The 17,506-nt window shown below is 67.9% G+C and carries 15 protein-coding genes; 3 read left to right on the top strand and 12 right to left on the bottom strand.

What is annotated here, in order from left to right:
- Nucleotides 1-66 precede the first annotated feature (66 nt).
- The 3 genes from ACT9TC_RS07675 to ACT9TC_RS07665 are packed head-to-tail and all read left to right on the top strand — an operon-like array spanning nt 67 to nt 3,321.
- Nucleotides 67-846, top strand: coding sequence for an SDR family NAD(P)-dependent oxidoreductase (locus ACT9TC_RS07675; RefSeq protein ID WP_458042772.1), 780 nt, complete (start codon nt 67-69; stop codon nt 844-846).
- Between the two features lie 9 nt (nt 847-855).
- On the top strand, nt 856-1,785 hold the full coding sequence (locus ACT9TC_RS07670; RefSeq protein ID WP_458042771.1) for a sugar phosphate isomerase/epimerase family protein: 930 nt from the start codon (nt 856-858) through the stop codon (nt 1,783-1,785).
- 48 nt (nt 1,786-1,833) lie between these two features.
- On the top strand, nt 1,834-3,321 hold the full coding sequence (locus ACT9TC_RS07665; RefSeq protein WP_458042770.1) for an aldehyde dehydrogenase family protein: 1,488 nt from the start codon (nt 1,834-1,836) through the stop codon (nt 3,319-3,321).
- Nucleotides 3,322-3,334: 13 nt separating this feature from the next.
- Here the strand turns inward: ACT9TC_RS07665 and ACT9TC_RS07660 are convergent, their stop codons facing one another.
- The 12 genes from ACT9TC_RS07660 to ACT9TC_RS07605 all read right to left on the bottom strand — a co-directional run bounded on the left by ACT9TC_RS07660 (nt 3,335) and on the right by ACT9TC_RS07605 (nt 17,490).
- Nucleotides 3,335-4,435 carry an NAD(P)-dependent alcohol dehydrogenase gene (locus tag ACT9TC_RS07660; RefSeq protein WP_458042769.1) on the bottom strand — a complete coding sequence of 367 codons (1,101 nt, stop codon included), beginning with the start codon at nt 4,433-4,435 and terminating at the stop codon, nt 3,335-3,337.
- On the bottom strand, nt 4,432-5,925 hold the full coding sequence (locus ACT9TC_RS07655) for an aldehyde dehydrogenase family protein (protein WP_458042768.1): 1,494 nt from the start codon (nt 5,923-5,925) through the stop codon (nt 4,432-4,434). The genes ACT9TC_RS07660 and ACT9TC_RS07655 overlap by 4 nt, the downstream gene beginning before the upstream one ends.
- Nucleotides 5,926-5,950: 25 nt before the next feature.
- Nucleotides 5,951-6,685 (bottom strand): alpha/beta hydrolase, encoded by a 735-nt coding sequence (locus ACT9TC_RS07650; RefSeq protein WP_458042767.1) that lies wholly within the window; start codon nt 6,683-6,685, stop codon nt 5,951-5,953.
- Nucleotides 6,686-6,915: 230 nt separating this feature from the next.
- Nucleotides 6,916-8,184 carry a DUF222 domain-containing protein gene (locus ACT9TC_RS07645; RefSeq protein WP_458042766.1) on the bottom strand — a complete coding sequence of 423 codons (1,269 nt, stop codon included), beginning with the start codon at nt 8,182-8,184 and terminating at the stop codon, nt 6,916-6,918.
- An 88-nt stretch (nt 8,185-8,272) separates the two neighbouring features.
- Nucleotides 8,273-10,543, bottom strand: coding sequence for an ATP-binding protein (locus tag ACT9TC_RS07640; RefSeq protein WP_458042765.1), 2,271 nt, complete (start codon nt 10,541-10,543; stop codon nt 8,273-8,275).
- A 33-nt stretch (nt 10,544-10,576) separates the two neighbouring features.
- A complete protein-coding gene (locus tag ACT9TC_RS07635) occupies nt 10,577-11,872 on the bottom strand; it encodes a Bcr/CflA family efflux MFS transporter (RefSeq protein ID WP_458042764.1) in 1,296 nt (431 codons plus the stop codon).
- Entirely contained in the window at nt 11,869-12,741 is an 873-nt protein-coding gene (locus ACT9TC_RS07630) for an ABC transporter ATP-binding protein (protein WP_458042763.1), read from the bottom strand. Before ACT9TC_RS07630 ends, ACT9TC_RS07635 begins: the two co-directional genes overlap by 4 nt.
- The gene (locus tag ACT9TC_RS07625) at nt 12,731-13,507 is read right to left on the bottom strand and encodes an ABC transporter permease (protein WP_458042762.1); all 777 of its coding nucleotides are present in this window, start codon (nt 13,505-13,507) and stop codon (nt 12,731-12,733) included. Before ACT9TC_RS07625 ends, ACT9TC_RS07630 begins: the two co-directional genes overlap by 11 nt.
- Before the next feature lie 145 nt (nt 13,508-13,652).
- Nucleotides 13,653-14,357, bottom strand: coding sequence for an ABC transporter permease (locus ACT9TC_RS07620; protein ID WP_458042761.1), 705 nt, complete (start codon nt 14,355-14,357; stop codon nt 13,653-13,655).
- A gap of 13 nt (nt 14,358-14,370) precedes the next feature.
- Nucleotides 14,371-15,918: an o-succinylbenzoate--CoA ligase gene (gene menE / locus ACT9TC_RS07615; protein ID WP_458042760.1), complete on the bottom strand. Its 1,548-nt coding sequence runs from the start codon at nt 15,916-15,918 to the stop codon at nt 14,371-14,373.
- Between the two features lie 74 nt (nt 15,919-15,992).
- Nucleotides 15,993-16,979 (bottom strand): ABC transporter substrate-binding protein, encoded by a 987-nt coding sequence (locus ACT9TC_RS07610; protein ID WP_458042759.1) that lies wholly within the window; start codon nt 16,977-16,979, stop codon nt 15,993-15,995.
- A gap of 58 nt (nt 16,980-17,037) precedes the next feature.
- The gene (locus ACT9TC_RS07605; protein ID WP_458042758.1) at nt 17,038-17,490 is read right to left on the bottom strand and encodes a MaoC family dehydratase; all 453 of its coding nucleotides are present in this window, start codon (nt 17,488-17,490) and stop codon (nt 17,038-17,040) included.
- Between the last annotated feature and the right edge of the window lie 16 nt (nt 17,491-17,506).

Raw genomic sequence — 17,506 nt, 5'->3', positions numbered from 1 at the left:
GCGTGTGCGCACCGCCCCGACGGGCCCTTCCCTACCACCCATATGCAGGCAATGGAGAGAACGCAGATGCGTCTGACAGACAAGGTCGCCCTGATCACGGGCGGCGCAAGCGGGATCGGTCTCGCGACCGTCGAGAAGTTCGTCGCCGAGGGTGCGAGGGTTGTGATCGCCGACATCAACGCCGATCGCGCAGCCGAGGTCGCGACGCGGATCGAAGCACAGACCCCGGGCAGCGCGACCTCTATCGGGGTGGATGTCTCGGTCTACGCCGAGGTGGAGGCGGCCGTGGCGCACGCGGTCTCGGTGTTCGGCAAGCTCGACGTGATCTTCAATAACGCAGGCATTGCGGGCGGCAAGCCGCTTCTGGACCATGACCCGGCGGTCGACTACGCGCCCATGATCCGCGTCGACCAGGACGGTGTCTACTACGGCATCCTCGCCGCCGGTCGGCAGTTCCGCGATCAGGGTACGGGCGGCGTGATCATCAGCACGTCTTCGATCTACGGCGAGCAGGCCGCCGAACTGTCGTTCACCTACAGCGCGGCGAAGGCGGCCGTCATCTCGTTCACGCGCTCCGCCGCCTACGAACTCGCCGAGTTCGGCGTGCGTGCCGTCGCGATCACCCCGGGCCGCGTGGGCACGGCGATCATCAACCAGTTCAGCGACGAGTTGAAGGCGACGTTCGCGGCCGAGCAGCTGCGCAACAAGATGACCGAGCCCGAAGAGATCGCGAACGTCGTGGCGTTCCTTGCGTCCGACGAGGCCAATGTCATCAACGGCACCGTCGTGAGCGTGGACGACGGGTACTCGGTCTTCAAGCAGCGGCTCGACCTGCCGACCTTCTGAGGTGCGCGCATGACTGAAGCTACCGAGACCCCTCCCACTGGGCTCGATGTCGCCTGTCTGCTGAACGTCCTGCTCGCGGACGTCGCGTCGGATCTGATGCCCGCGGCGCTCGACGCACTGGTGGAGGCGGGCTATCGACGGGTTGTTCTGTCGCCCCTGGACCCGACGACGGTAGACATCGCGGACCTGCGGAGGACCTTTGCGGCGCGGGGCATTACACCGATCACGATCGCGGGGCAGGCGCCCGGTGCGGATGTCTCGGCCGACGACGCCGACGAACGTGCAGCGGGAGCAGCGGCGCTGCGAGCGACGGTCGATCTGACCGTCGCGCTCGGTGGCGACCAGATGAACGGCGTGCCCTACGGCCTGTTCGGCCGCGCCAGCGGACCGACGTCACGCGCTGCGTTCGAACGGTCCGCTCTCGAGGTCGGCCGCGTCGCCGACTACGCACATGAGCGCGGCGTCGCGATGACGTTCGAGGTCCTCAATCGCTACGAAACCGCGGCGATCAACACCGCGACACAGGCGATGGAGTACGTCGAGGCGAGCGGATCGGAGCACCTGCGCATCCATCTCGACACCTTCCACATGGCTGTCGAAGAGGGCGACCTCGCCGCGGCGATCACGCACGCGCTGCCGAAGCTCGGCTACCTCGAACTCGGGCAGTCCGGTCGCGGGGGCCTCGGCAGCGGAGCGGTGGACGTGGCCGACCTCGTGCGCCACGCGATCGACAGCGGATACACGGGTCGCATGGGTGTTGAGGCCTTCTCACGCGGGGTAATCTCACCCGAGGCGGGCGACATGCTCGCGATCTGGCGAACCCCTTACCTCGATGGCGTGGGGCTCGCGCAGGAGGCGATGCGCGTCATCCGACGTGGCTTCGGCCTCAGTACCGAGGGTCGTCGAGCGGCGCGGCTCGCGCGGCTCTCGCACGAATAGATCACCGACGGCCCGGGCGATGTCCGGGCATCAACCGAGGAGAACGACATGTCCAGCACGATCACCTCTACCGGCACCCTCATCGATGAGGCGGTGTTCGGCGGCAAGATCTTCATCGACGGCGAATGGGTCGACGGCGAAGGCGGCACGACAGCATCCATCGAACCCGCCACCGGAGCAACCCTCGCGACCGTCGGTATCGCGGGCCCGGGCGACGTCGCCCGCGCCGCGGAAGGCGCCGCGCGGGCCCAGAAGGAGTGGGCGGCGACGCCGCACCCCGTGCGTGCCGCCGTGCTGCGGCGGGCGGGCCAACTGTGGGAGCAGTACGCGGACGAGATCGGCGGCTGGAACACCCGCGAGGTCGGCGCGATCCCGCCCCTCGCCGGATTCGCCCTGCACGTCACCGCGTCCGAATGCTACGAGGCATCCGCTCTGCCCTCGGCTCCGCTCGGGTCGATCCTGTCGAGCGAAGAGCCACGCCTGTCGCTGGCGCAGCAGGTGCCCGTGGGCGTTGTCGGGGTCATCTCGCCGTTCAACGTTCCGCTGATCCTCGGGATCCGGGCCGTGGCTCCGGCCCTCGCCCTCGGCAACGCCGTGATCCTCAAGCCCGACCCGCGCACGATCGTCACGGGTGGCGTGTCGATGGTGCGCATCTTCGAAGAGGCGGGGCTTCCCGCCGGACTCCTGCAGCTCGTCCCGGGTGGCGCGGACGTCGGAGAGGCGATGGTCGCCGACCCCCGCGTGCGCGTCATCGCGTTCACCGGCTCCACGCGAGCGGGCAAGATCGTCGGCGAGCTCGCCGGGCGTCACCTCAAGCGCGCGCACCTCGAGCTCGGCGGAAACTCGGCCTTCATCATCCGCGAGGACGCCGACGTCGCGCAGGCCGTGAACCTCGCGACCTGGGGATCGTTCCTGCACCAGGGACAGATCTGCATGACCGTGGGCCGTCACATCGTGCACGAGTCGATCTTCGAGGCCTACGTCACGGCGCTCGCCGAGAAGGCCGACTCCATGCACGTCGGAGACCCGGCGGCGGGGCAGGTTCACCTCGGGCCGCTCATCGACGAGGTTCAGCGCGATCGTGTCCACACTCTGGTGCAGGATGCCGTCGCGCAGGGCGCCGAACTGCGCGCGGGTGGCACCTTCGAGGACCTGTTCTATCGGCCCACGGTGCTCGCGAACACGCCGAAGGATGCCGCGGCGTATTGCGACGAGGTCTTCGGGCCGGTGGCATCCGTCGTCTCGTACTCGACCGACGACGAGGCCGTGGCTCTGGCCTCGGACACCGATTACGGTCTGTCGCTGGGTATCGTCACGCGCGACGTTTTCGGTGGCCTCGCGATGGCGCAGCGCATCCCCACGGGAATCGTGCACATCAATGACCAGACCGTGAACGATGAGGCCAATTCGCCCTTCGGCGGTGTGGGATCGTCGGGAACCGGATCCCGCCACGGTGGTGCGCAGGCGAGCATCGACGCCTTCACCGAGACGCGCTGGATCACCATGCGCCGCGAGCCGGGTCAGTACCCGCTGTAGAAACTCCCGTACGTCAGTAGACGATGACCGGCTTGACGGTCGCACCGCGGTGCATGTCAGCTGCGGCATCCGCTATCTGGTCGAGCGTGTACGTGCGTTCGAGCTTTTCGAGGGGCAGATTTCCCGCCGCGTGCAGCGCCACGAGCTCGGGGATCAGCGTCCGCGGATCCGTGTCGCCCATCGTCACGCCGCGCAGGATCTTGCCGGTCAGGATGCCCTGGATGTCGACGGGAATCTCGGTGCCGGGCGGCGGTGCGCCGCAGACCAGCACCGTTCCGCGCACGGATGCCGCGTCGAGCGCGCCTCGTGCGACGGTCGGATTTCCGGTCGTGTCGAAGCTCAGCGTCACTCCGCGCCCACCGGTGATCTCGGTCAGGCGGGCTGCGACATCCTCTGTCCGCGCATTGATCGTGTGCGTTGCGCCGAGTTCGCGGGCGAGTTCGAGGCGTTCGTCGACGATGTCGATCGCGATCAGCAGGGCGGGGCTGCGGAGGGCGGCGGCGATCAGACCCGAGAGTCCCACCGCGCCGGTTCCGTAGATGGCGACGGTGTCGGCCGCGCCCGGGTCGAGCACGTTCCACACCGACCCGAACCCCGTGAGCACGCCGCACCCGAGGGGGGCGAGCGCGACGAGATCGGCATCCGCGTCGACCTTGACGATCGACCGTTCGTCGGCGATCGAGAACTGTCCAAAGGATGACTGGCCGAAGAAGTGTGTCGTCAGGGGCTCGCCCGCCCGCGTGACCTGACCGGAGGCGGGATCGCGCAGCATGCCCAGCAGGTTGCGAGGCAGCCACGTTTCGCAATATGCGGGGTGGGTCGACGTGCAGGCCGCGCATTCGCCACAGGAGGTGAAGCTCAGCAGCACCTTGTCGCCGACGTCGACCGACAAGACGCCCGCGCCTACGGCGACGACGACCCCCGCTCCTTCGTGCCCGATGATCCCCGGTGAGGGGAACGGGATGCCGCCCGCGATCACGCCGAGGTCGGTGTGACAGAGTCCCGAGGCCACGAGCTTGACGAGCACCTCGCCGGGACCGGGATCGCCGAACTCGACGTCCGAGACGACCAGCGAGCCCGGGGCATCCAGCACAGCCGCGCGGCCCGCGGTCACTGTGCCGCGCCCTGTTCGAGGTTGAACACGATCGAGTGTGCGCGCTGGTACGACTCCATCGCCTCGGGGCCACCCTCGCGTCCCCACCCGGATGCCTTGACCCCGCCGAACGGCACGGAGGGGTCGAGCAGTGCCCAGCCGTTGACCCAGGTGATGCCGGCCTGCAGCTTCGCGGCGACCCGGTGGGCCTTGGCGAGATCGCTCGTCTGCACACCCGAGGCCAGCCCATACGCAGTGCCGTTCGCGAGCGCGATGGCCTCGTCTTCCGTGTCGAACGGTTCGACGGTGAGCACCGGTCCGAAGACCTCTTCCGCCACGATCTCGGCGCTGCTCGGCAGGCCCGCGAGCACGGTCGGTGCGTAGTAGAAGCCGCCGTCGAGGTCGACCGCGGACCCGCCGGTGATCACCTGGGCGCCGGCAGCGCGGGCGCGCTCGACGATGGCCGAGACCTTGTCGAGCTGGGACTTCGAGGCGAGCGGGCCGATCACTGTTGCGGGATCGTTCGGGCTGCCGAAGGGCACCTGGGGAACGGCCTGACCGAGGATTCCGAGCACCGTCTCGTAGATCGGACGCTCGACGAGCAGGCGGGGACCGGCCATGCAGAACTGCCCGGAGTTGAACACGAATGCCGAGATGATCGTGCCGATCGCCTGGTCGAGGTCGGCGTCCGCGAAGACGATGTTCGCGGCGTTGCCGCCGAGTTCTGCCGTGAAGGGCTTCAGGGTCCGGGCCGCGAGCGCGGCCGCGTGGGCCCCGACATCCGTCGACCCGGTGAAGGCCACCTTGTCGACGTCGGGGTGGCCGACGAGGTGATCGCCGAGCGTCGCCCCCGACCCCGTGACGACGTTGAAGACGCCCGCCGGCACGCCGGCTTCGGTGAGGATCTCGGCCATGATCAGCGCCGACAGCGGGGTGTCGCCGGCCGGCTTGTGGACGATGGTGTTGCCCGCGATGAGGGCCGGGGCGATCTTCGAACTCGACAGGATGAGCGGGAAGTTGAAGGGCGTGATCGCCACGACGACGCCCAGCGGCTCGCGTTTGACGTACGCGTGCGTGTTGCCGGTCGTCTCGCGCACCGATCCGTCGAGGTGGTGACCGAGGCTCGCGTAGTACTCGTAGAGCTCGGCGGCGTTGTTGACGTCCACGAATCGCGCAAACGTGATCGGCTTGCCGACGTTCGCGCTCTCGGCCGCGGCCAGTTCTTCCGTGCGTTCGCGCATGATCTGGTACGCACGCTGCAGGATGCGTGCCCGCTCGCGGGATGACAGCCCCGACCAGACGCCGGAGTCGAAGGCGGCGCGGGCCGCGTCGACGGCGTCGTCGACGTCGGAGACGGTCGCGGCCGCGACCTCGCGCAGGGCGGCACCCGTCGCCGGGTTGACGATGGTCGTGCGGCGTCCGTCCGAGGAGTCGCGCCACTCCCCGTCGATGAATAGGCGTCCCGCGGGGACGGTCGGTGCGACGACGGACGGGTTGTCGATGATGGTCATGATTTCTCATTCCTCAGATGTGGGTTCAGTGCGCCGCGGTCGTGCCGAGCGCGACACGCTCGAGCAGATCGGCGAAGCCTGGGGGGTCTTCTTGGAAGGGCGCGTGGCCGCTCGGCAGGCGCAGAACCTCGCCGCCGGTGCGCGCGGCGAGATGCTCTTGGAACGCGGGCGGGACGACACCGTCGTTCTCGCCGAGGACATACGTCGTCGGCCGCACGCGCCACGCGGCGCGGGTCACGGGTTCCGTGAGCGAACGGTACGACTGGGGTAGGAACAGGTCCGCCATTCCTTCGGCGGCGGGTGCTGCTTCGGGGGGAAGATCGGCCGCGATCATGGCGACGCGCTCCTCGCGCGAACGGCCCATCGTGACCTGGCCGTCCTGGATGCCCCACCACTCCGGCAGCGCGCCACCCATCGATCCCTGCAGGCTCTCGCCGATGTCCAGCGCGAAAGCGCAGACGTACACGAGGTGCTCCACCCGCGGGTGATCGCCGGCGAGCGTGATGGGGACTCCGCCGTAGGAGTGCCCCACGAGGATGACGGGGCCGGGTTCGGCCTCGATCGCGGCGGTCACGGCGGCCGCGTCATCCTCGATTCCGCGCTGTGACGCGGTGGAGGGGAGGGCGACGGCGGTGACGGGCCAACCGCGCTCGCGCAGGATGGCGAGCAGCGGGCCGAATTCCCACGGGCCGACCCAGGCTCCGTGAACGAGGATCAGGCGGGGGCCGGAGCAGTGCGTCATCGTTGACTTCTTTCGCATCGGACGTGCGTACGGCGTCGGTGCCGCGCGACCAGCATGCGCGCATGCGGCGGCGGCGGGTATCCGTAGAACTACCGAATCGGTTGCTGATCGGTATGCGCGCGGTCGTTGAGCGAGCGGAGCGAGTCGAAACGCTCTCCCGTGACGGACGCCGTGGCGCGGTCTCGTCATTTCGTCTCGGCCCTTCGGGCCTCGCTCAATGACCGGGGACGGGCGCGCGCAACGCGTCCCTAGAACGGGGGTGGGTCGGTGTTCGGGCTGAAGTGGACCGCCGGGGGTGGTTTGTCGATGTAGACGTGACCGCCCGGGGATGTCCATTCGAGGATGCCGCCGCCGAGTTGTCGGACCGTCCAGCCCGTTTCACCTTTCAAGGTGTGGTGTCGTTTGCAGAGGCACGCCAAGTTGCCGACATCCGTCGCACCGCCGAGTGCGTAGTCGAGGGTGTGGTCGCGGTCGCACCGGTGGGCAGGTTGCCGACATCCGGGGAATCGGCAGTGCTGATCCCGCGCCCGTAAGAACCGTTTCATGTCTGCGGAGGGTGTGTAGCGGTCCACCGCAAGGACGCACCCGGTGATGGGGTCAGCAAGCACCCGGTCCCAACCCGTCGCGTGCCCCGCAAGTTCGCGGGCCATCGCGGGGTCGACCGGGCAACGCCCCACGAGTTCCGCCGGCTCGTCCGTGACCCCGGCCAACGCGAGGGCGGGAACAGTCACATTCACGATCGCCTTGATCGATCCGAGTCCACCGAATCCGTCCGACATTCCCGCACCTGTCTGCGCATCGGGGGTGGTGGTGAGGAGCATGTCCGCGACCAGGTCCGCACGAATCTGATCGATCGTACGCGCATCGGTGGGGTCGGCGTTCTTGATCGCCTTCGCCTGCTGCGTGACACGGTCGTGCATCGCATGCGCCAACACAGCGGGTTGAACCGACATGAACTCTGCCATCCCGTCCCCGATGTCCCGCACACCCACACCCCGCGACGCCCGTGCCTTCTGGTGGCGTTCGGTCAGTGTCCGGGGCTGCAAAGATTCGGCGAGCCGCGCGAGCGCCGGCCCGAGCCGTCCGGGCGTTGTTCCCTCGGCCCGGACCAGCGCCTCGCGCTCAAACACAGCACGTGCGTCGGCGTCGGTGAGCGGCAACCCGTGTTCCATGATCACCCCAACATGCCCCGAACCGATCCGGCCGTCATCCCACGCTTCGAACGTCGCGGGGAACGACTCCGCCAGCACCGCGGCATCGTTCATCCGGCGCTGCACCGTTCGATCCGACATGCACGCCGCGACCGCCAGCTCCGCCGCCAAAGCACGCACGGGCAGCTCCGCCTCACGCGACGAGACAGACCCCAAATCGGCCACCCGCCGCATCCCGAGATCCGCGGCATCCGCCAGCACCCGCGCCTGCGCAGCCTGCGCCCGCGCGACCGCCCTCGACGCCTCCGCGAACCGGACCGCGAGGTCTCGCGCTTCGGTGTCGACGTCACAGAGATTCGAATACATGTTCTAAATGCTACGGATAGCCTCCGACATCCGAAGCCCGAAAAGCCCCAGAATCACGCCGAAATCGCCACCGCAGAGATGAGAGTTCTCACATCTGCTGATCACCCGCATCCGCGATGGTCGACTCGTACCAGGCCGCGATCTGCGCGCGGGAGGTGAAGCCGAGCTTCACGAGGATCCGTTGCACGTGGGTGTCGATCGTGCGAACCGAAAGCACGAGCCGCTCGGCGATAGCCCGGTTGCTGAGCCCCGCGCGGATGTCCGCTGCCACCTCGGTCTCGCGCGCGCTGAGGCCGGTCGAGGGGCGGCGTGTCGATACGGCGAATGAGACAGCCTCGCTCGGATCGAGTCGTCCACCCGCCGTCATCAATCGTTCGAATGCTCGCTCTCCGAGACGCTCCACGACCACGGCGACGCATCGGTCGTGGTGAGCTGCCATTTGAGGCCCGTGCACGGAGATATCAGAGCCGATGCGCCGCCAGCGACTCTGGGCCGCTCCGAGCAGGATCGCCGATCGCTCGGTCGGCGACCGTGCCGCGTCGACCCAGCTGAGCAGCTCGAGCATGAGACAGTCGCCGACGGGATCGTCGATGCCCTTCTCGGCCGTCAGGGCTTGACGGGCCATCTGCTCGGCACCGTCCAGGTCGTCCTCGATGAAAGAGGACAACGCAAGGGACCACAGTGCGAGGGAACGCATCCATCGCTCGCCGATCGACTCGGCATGGCGCAGCGCGACCTCCGCCGCGACGGACGCGTTGCTCTCGTGCAGGTGGCTGAGGGCGGTCGCCAACTGGAACTGCGCCATCATCGCCTCATCTGGACGTCCGGCCGCCTGCGCGAGCCGGATGGAGTCCTCGAATTCGGCACGCGCGTGTTCCGGTTCGCCCGAGAACAGCGCATGGGTTCCCCTCCAGCGGTGAAATTCGATCTCGAACAGCGCCGAATTCGGCAGGTCGGGGGTCTGGTCGGCGAGAGCCCGCCCTTCCCGCAGATGCTGATCACCCTCGACGAGATCGCCCTGCAGCAGGCACAGCCAGGTAGCCGTGATCAGCGCCGGAATCCGACGTTCGGCACTCGCTCCCGGAAGGGCGAGTACGCGGGTCGCCCACGCCCGGCCCTCGGGCAGAAAGCCGCCCACGCCCCAGTGGTAGCGCAGGTCCGAGAACAATTGGAGGGCCGCGTCAGCGCTCCGTCCGACAGCAGTGGAGAGCGCGGTCTGCAGTTCCGCGTGCTGGACGCGCTGCGTCGCGATGGTCTGTGCCTGGCCGGGACCGTACCAGCGTCGGCATGCGTCTTCCGCGACACGCTGGAAGTGCTCGAGGTGGCGGCGCAGCAACTGGGGCCAGAGTCCGGCCTCTTCGGCGCGCTCCTTGCCGTACTCCCGAATCGTCTCGAGAAGGTGGAAGCGCCCACCCTCGCGGTCCGCCTCGACGACCGACTGGCTGACGAGTTCGTCGAGGGCGTCAACGACCTCGGACTCGCTCCTGCCTGCGACGGCGACCGCCGCGGCGAGGTCGAACGGTCCCGTGAAGACGCTGAGCGATGCCCACAGGGTCCGCTGCGACGGCGTACACAGTTCGTGGCTCCAGTCCACGACAGCGCGGAGGGTTCGCTGGCGAGCGACGGCCGAGCGCGAGGCGCCGCGCAACAGCGTGAACCGCGAAGACAGCCGCCCGGCGAGATCGGGAATGGTGAGTGTGCGCAGTCGAGACGCCGCGAGTTCGATCGCCAACGGCAGCCCGTCGAGCGCGCGGCAGAGTTCCACCGCGGCCTCTTGGTCGTCGGCGCCGAGGCTGAACGAGACATCCGCGGCGCGCGCACGCGCAACGAGCAGTGCGACCGCTTCCGAGGGCTGTCCCGTCGTCGACCTGTCCGTCGAGAGCGGCGGGCCGATCGAGAGGGGAGGGACGGCGAAGGCCTGCTCGCCGTCCAGTTCCAGACGGCGTCGGCTGGTGGCGAGGATGGATAGCTGGGGCATGGCATCCAGCAGGTCATCCACGAGAGCGGCGACGGCGTCGATCAGATGCTCGCAGTTGTCGAGCACGAGCAGGGCGGGTCCGTCGCCGAGCACGTCGATGATGAAGTCCAGCGGGTCGCGCGCCGACTGGTCACCGAGGGGGAGGGCACGCGCGACGGCGAGGGGCAGCAGACGCGCGTCGTGCACGGTGTCGAGCGGCACGAACCAGCAGTCGATCCCCGCGTGCTCCGCATGGGCGTTCGCGGCGCGCGTCGCCAGGCGTGTTTTGCCCGCGCCGCCGACGCCCGTCAGGGTGACCAGGCGCGAGGTATCCAGGAGCGCGGCCAGCATGTCCAGCTCACGGTGGCGACCCACGAACTCGCTGCGAGGCTCTGTGATCATCGAGTTTCCGGCACCTTTGCTTCGGTCTCGCCATTATCCCGCGCGGACCGCGCCGTCCGCGCCGTCCGCGCGGTCCCGCGTTCGCCCGAATGTCGACGATTCCGGGATTTCGGGATAAGCGGAACCGTGGGTGCGTCGGCGCCCGACCTCGCCGCTGATCAGGCCGATCACGGCGAACCCGGCCATCGCGGCGAGCGCGGGAACGGGCGTCTGGGTTCCGAGGATTCCACCCAACGGTGACGCGCCCGCGCCGAACACGAACTGCGTGAAGCCGAGCACCGCCGATCCCGCGCCCGCGATCCCGACGGCCGCGCCGACCGCGAGCGCCGACGCGGTCGACATGACGGCGCCGCAGCCCACCGCGAAGACGCAGACGAGCACGATGTAGACCGGCAGTGTCAAGACACCCACCGTGGCGATGGCGGCCGCGGATCCTGCGGCGAGCAACACCAGCAGCTGGGCGTAGCGCAGCGTCGATGCCGCACCGATCCGGTCGCCCACATGTGCGGTGATCGCCGCCCCGAACATGATGGCGACCGAACTCAGCGAGAAGATCAGCGAATAACCGAGCGGCGAGACGCCGAAGACCTCCTGTGCGAGGAACGAGGACGAACTGATGTACGCCATCAGGGCCCCGTACCCCGCCGCGAAGGCGATGGCGTACCCGAGGTAGCCGCTGTCACGCAGCAGTCGGCTCACGTTCGTCACCAGAGCGCGGATCGTCAGGGGATGCCGCGACGCTCGCGGGAGGGTCTCCGGGATCTTCAGCATCGCGGCCAGCAGCATCCCGGTCGCGATGATCGCGAGCCCCAGCAGCGCCGTGCGCCACCCACCCCACTGCGTGAGCAAGGCGCCGAGCGGACTGGCGATCGCGGGACCCAGAGCGATGAAGACGAACAGGGTGCCGAAGGCGCGGACGGCCGCAGCGCGGTCCGCCAGATCGGAGACGATCGCGCGCGCCAGCACGACCCCCGCCGCCCCCGCCGCCCCCTGTACTGCCCGCACCGCGACGAGCACCTCGAGCGTCGGGCTCATCGAGGCCACGTAGCAGCACAGGGTGAAGACGGCGAGCGCGACGGTGAGGGTGCGCCGCCGACCGAGCGCGTCCGATACCGACCCGATCAGCAGCTGCCCGATGGCGGCGCCCAGCAGGAAAGCGGTGAGAGTCAGCTGCACGGCCGAGGCCCCGACCCCGAGGTCCTCCATGATTCCGGGGAACGACGGCAGGTAGAGGTCGGTCGAGAGCGACCCGGCCATCGCGACGTAGCCGAGCACGACCATGAGTCCCGGCCGGATGCCCCGGGGGGTCGGTGCTGCGGCGGATGTCACCCCCGTGACTGCGCCACGGCGTCGTCCGGGCGGAATCCCTTTTTGGCCAACTGGATCTGCTCGTACACGTGGTGGCGGAGCTCGGTAAACCGCTGCATCGACCGGGTCTCGAGTTGATCCCGCTCGTCGGGGAGGTCGACGATGAGGTCTTCCTGGACGATTGTGGGCGAGCTCGAGAGCATGATCACGCGGTTGCCGAGGTAGACGGATTCGTCGATGTCGTGCGTGACGAAGAGCACCGAGATCCCGAGCTCCTTACGGACCTTGCGCACGAGGTCTTCGAGGTCGGCACGGGTCTGCGCGTCGACGGCTGCGAAGGGCTCGTCCATCAGGAGAACCTCGGGCTGGTACGCGATCGCCCGGGCGATCGCGACGCGCTGCTGCATTCCACCCGAGAGCTGCCACGGATAGGACTTCGGCACGTGAGAGAGCCCGACGTTGTCGAGGGCCTCGGCGACGAGGCGTGAGCGCTCCTCCTTCGGCATACCCGCATTCTTGAGCGGCAGCTCGACGTTCTCGGCGACACGCAGCCAGGGGAAGAGCGAGCGGCCGTACTCCTGGAAGACCACGGCCATCTTCTTCGGGGGTGAGGTCACCCTCTTCCCGTCCAGCACGACGTCGCCGCTCGTGGGCGAGAGCAGGCCAGCGATGCATTTCAGCAGCGTGGTCTTGCCCGAGCCCGACGGACCGACGAGGCACGTGAGCTCGTTTTTGCCCAGATCGAAAGTCAGGTCGCGGACGGCCTCGATCGGCCCGCCGTCGGTTTCGTAGATCTTCTGCAGCCCGCGCACCGACAGCAGCGTTTCCTCCGGCGGGAGGGTCCGGCCGTGCGAGACGGTGTTGAGGGGAGCGGAGGTGTCAGGAAGCATTTTCGAGGTCCTTCAGTCCGTGGTACCAACGCAGGATGCGTCGCTCGAAGATTCGGAAGACGACGGCGACGCCGTAGCCCAGAAGTCCCAGCACGAGGATGCCCGACCACATCTCGGGAATCGCGAAGGTGCGCTGAAACTGGATGATCGTGAAGCCAAGGCCCGCGGTCGTGTTGAACATCTCGGAGATGACCATGAGGATCAGTCCGATCGGCAGGCACTGTCGTACCCCGGCCATGATCTGCGGCGCTGCGCCGGGCAACACCTGGAAGCGCACCCGTCGGAAACCCTGGATGCCGTACGAGCGGCTCGTTTCGTTCTGCACCGAGTCGGCTGCGCGCACGCCCTCGACCGTGTTGAGCAGAACGGGCCAGATCGATGCCAAGGCGATGATGAAGATCTTCATCGCGTCGTTCGGGCCGATCAGCAGCAGCAGCGGCGGGATCAGCACGGGCGCGGGAAGGGCACGGAAGAACTCGAACGTCGGCTCGGTGAGCGAGCGCAGGTCCCGGTTGAGGCCGACGACGACGCCCACCAGCACACCGAGAACGATGGCGATGACGACACCGATACCGAAGCGCATGATGCTCGGCAGCACGTCCAGCCAGAGTCGTGGACCGAACCACGTCTCGAAGAACGTGACGAGGATCTCGCCCGGGCTCGGGAAGAAGAAGTTCGGCGAGATCGCCGTGGCGAGCCACCACAGGCTGATCAGGATGACTGGTAGGCCGAAGGTGAACCCGATCCAGACGAGTGGCTTTCTCATTCCGCCGCCTCCCCTCGGACCGACTGATGCCACGACAGCGTCGCGCGCTCGAGGATGCGAGCGCCCGTGTTGATGAGAATGCCGAGAAAGCCGGTCGCGAGCAGCAGGGCATACATGGTGGAGTACTGTCCGCCGTTCTGCGCCTTCAGAATCTCGGCCCCGAGTCCCGCGTGCCGATGATCAGCTGTGCGGTGATCGCGAGGATCAGTGCCACCGCCGCCGCCAGGCGGATACCGGTCATGAGATAGGGGAGGGTAGTCGGGAAGACGATGTCGCGCACGCGCTGCCACTTCGAGAAGCCGTAGCTCCGGCCCGTAGACATCGCGACGGTGTCGACATCGGCGACGCCGTAGAGCACCTGGATGAAGATCTGCCAGAACGCGGCGTAAACGATCAGCAGCAGGCTGGCCTCGATCCGCAGGCCGAACAGCAGCACCGCGAGCGGGATCAGTGCGACGGAGGGGACGGGGCGGAGGAACTCGACCGTGGAGTTAGTGAATCGCCGCAGGAACGGCGACAGCCCGATGACGATGCCGAGCACGGTAGCCAGCACGAGGGCGATGCCGAGGCCCAGGCCCCAGGCGAAAAGGGTCTGTCCCACGGCGACCCAGAAGTCGCCCAGCGTGAGCACCTGGACGAGCCGGGGAATCACCTCGGTCGGTGGGGGCAGGTAGCGGGGATCCGCCAGCCCGAACCGTGAGGCACCTTCCCACAGCAGAAGGACGATCAGGATGCCTGTTCCGCCCAAGATCGCGCGGCGCGAGCGGTAGCTGCGCTTTCGGGTGCGGGCACGCGCTATCGCGACGGTCGTGGTGACGGTCTGGCCGTCGTCGGGCGGTGCGATGGTCATCGGCGTCCCTCTCTCAGCGTCCCGCGAGTTCCGTGTCGAGTTCGGCGGCGAAGCGGGCGCGGAGGTCGGCCTTGCGCACCTTGCCGCTCGCCGTGCGCGGCAGTTCGTCGACGAAGACGACCCGCTTGGGGATCTTGTAGCGCGCGAGGCGGCCCGACAGGTGCTCGGCGATTGCGCCCGACTCGAGCGACTCGCCTGGCTTGAGGGCGACGATCGCGACAGGGACTTCGCCCCACTTCGGATCGGGTACCCCGATGATCGCCACCGCGGCGATCGAGGGGAGCTCCATGATGCGACCCTCGACCTCGGCAGAGTAGATGTTCTCGCCACCCGAGATGATCATGTCTTTGAGCCGGTCGGAGATGAAGATGTATCCGTCCTCGTCCACATAGCCGAGGTCGCCGGAGCGGAACCAGCCGTCGACGAAAGCGGCAGCCGTCGCCTCGGGGCGGCGCCAGTACTCCGTGATCACGTTCGGGCCCTTGACCCAGATCTCACCGACCTCGCCCGGGGCGACGGTGCGACCGTTCTCGTCGACGATCTTGACGTCTGTGAAGAAGTGCGAGACCCCCGAGGAGCCCATCTTGGCCAGACTCGCGCGTGGCGGCATGGCGGTCGCACCCGGTGCGGTCTCAGTCATGCCGTAGCCGCACGAGAAAGCCAGCCCGCGCTCTTCGTATGCCCGCAGCATCCGTTCGGGCATCGTCGAACCGCCGCACGTCAAGTGTCGGAGGGTGCTGATGTCGGTGCTGTCCCACGCCGCGTGCTCCTGCAGCATCTGGAACGTCGTCGGCACGCCCGAAAGCATCGTGATCTGCTCACTCTCGATCGTGGCTAGCACCGCGCCCGGATCGAACTTCTCGTGGATGATGACGGCTCCGCCCTGCAGCAGCACGGGCAACGCCCCCATGCTGAGGGCTGCGACGTGGAAGAGGGGAGAGATCAGCAGCACGCGCTCGTCGCCGGTGATCCCGTAATCCACGAGCGCGTTGAAGCAGTTCCAGGTGATGTTGCCGTGTGTGAGGACGGCACCCTTCGGGTGGCCGGTGGTGCCGGAGGTGTAGAGGATGATCGCGGGATCGTCGAGCGTGACCGGCTCGTCGCGCGCGGTGAGGTCGCCGGATGCGAGGACCGCGTCGTACTCTTCGACCGCCGAGTCGGCGGGGCCGCCCACGACGATGCGGCGGACCACCCCGGTAGGCCAGCTTCCGGCTCGCGCGAGGTCGCGGAGCTCTTCTCGCAGGATGAGTGTGGTGGCACCGGAGTCCTCGAGTGCGAACTCGATCTCGGGTGCCGCGAGGCGGGTGTTCAGGGGCACGAAGATCGCACCCAGGGTTGCCGTCGCGAAAAGCGTCTCGAGGAATGACGGGTGGTTGTTCCCGAGGTATGCGACCCGGTCGCCGCTGCGGACGCCGCGATCCGCGAGCGCGTTCGCGAGCTGGGTGATCCGGTCGGCGAGCTCTTCGTACCGGATCTGCTCACCGCGGAAGGTGATCGCGATATCGCCTTTCGAGCGTTCACGCCGACGCGACACCCATGGGCCGATTCCCTGATTCTGCACGACTGCTCTTCCTCGAGTGTGTGGATGGGGTGGACGTCCGGCGCCGCCGGGACAGCACGGCGCCGGACAGTCGACTACGGAACCGCGATGACTGCGTCGAGGTCCGGCTCGCTCTCGAGGAACCCGTATGAGAGCGCGAGGGCGGTGAGCTCTTCGAGGATTCCCCGGTCGAGGTCACCCGAGAGAACCTCGAGCTCCAGGTCGCCCACGACCTCGGCGGGCATGCCGGTGTACGCGACGATCGCCTCGCGGTTGAGGTCATCGTTCTCCATCGCGAACGCGGTCGCGTCGGCGATTCCGGCCGCAAACGCCTTTACGATCTCGGGGTTCGCCTCGGCATAGGCGGCTGACGTGAACGTGACCGTCGAGTACAGGCCGGGGATCACATCGAACGTGTTGCCGAGGTACTCCATGCCCTCCATGGCGAGCGCCCCGCTGATGAACGGTTCGGGAATCCAGGCGGCGTCGATGTTGCCCTGCTCGAGTTGCGCGAGCTGGTCGGGGAAGGCGATCTCGGTGAACTGGACGGCTTCGGGGTCGCCGCCGTCCTGCTCGACGAGTCCCATCGTGCCGAGGTCTCCGAGGGTGTTGACCGCGTTGACAGCCACGGTCTTGCCTTCGAGGTCCTTCCAGCTCGCGATCCCCGAGTCGGAGCGCACGACCAGGCCCGAGGCGGGTACGCCCAGGTCTTGGTGCGAGTAGCCCGCGACGATCTGCATCTCGAGGCCCTGACTGGCGGCGACGAGCACCGACAGCGGGTTGCCGACGGCGAACTGGATCGATCCGCTCGACACGGCGGGCAGGAGGGCGGCGCCGCCCTGTCCCAGCTGGATGGTGACGTCGAGCCCGTGTTCCTCGAAGATCCCCTCGTCGATGGCGAGCTGCACGGCGGCAGCCGGGGCGATCTGCAGCAGTCCGACGGTGATCGGGATGAGTTCTTCCGACATGGTGTCGTCGGACGGAGCCGCGGATTCGCCGGAGAGATTTCCGGATGAACATCCGGCCAGCATGAGACCCGCTGCGGCAATCGCTGCGAGTGCGGAGAGGTGTGACTTTCGCATTTCAGTAACTCCTTTGTGACTGTTGGTGGCGCGAGGTATTCAGTTGTGATGACGCCGCTCAGGCGTAGAAGCGCTGCAGACTCCGCGCGACGACCGCGGGCTTGGTGCCGCCCTCGGTTTCGATAACGATGTCGACGACGAGCTGGTACCCGCCCGCGACCTCGATGACCTCGGCGATGGTGCCCGTCAACCGGATGCGTGCGCCGACCTTGACGGGAGAGACGAATCGCACCTTGTCGAGGCCGTAGTTGACCTTGGTCGAGACGCCTTCGACGTCGAAGACCTGGGTCTGCAGGGGGATGATGAGCGACAGGCTCAGGAAGCCGTGCGCGATGGCCCCACCGAACGGTCCTTCGGCTGCGCGATCCGGGTCGACGTGAATCCACTGGTGGTCGTCCGTGGCATCCGCGAACGTGTCCACGCGCTCTTGCGTGACTTCGAGCCAGTCCGACGGGCCGATCTCGGCGCCGGCGAGCCCGGCGAGTTCGGTGTACGAAGCGATGAGGGTCATGACGTGGTTCTCCTTG

The organism is Microbacterium sp. HM-570 (genome assembly GCF_054165885.1).
The sequence above is the reverse complement of the archived record's forward strand: the minus strand, read 5'-3'. Positions and strand labels throughout refer to the sequence as shown.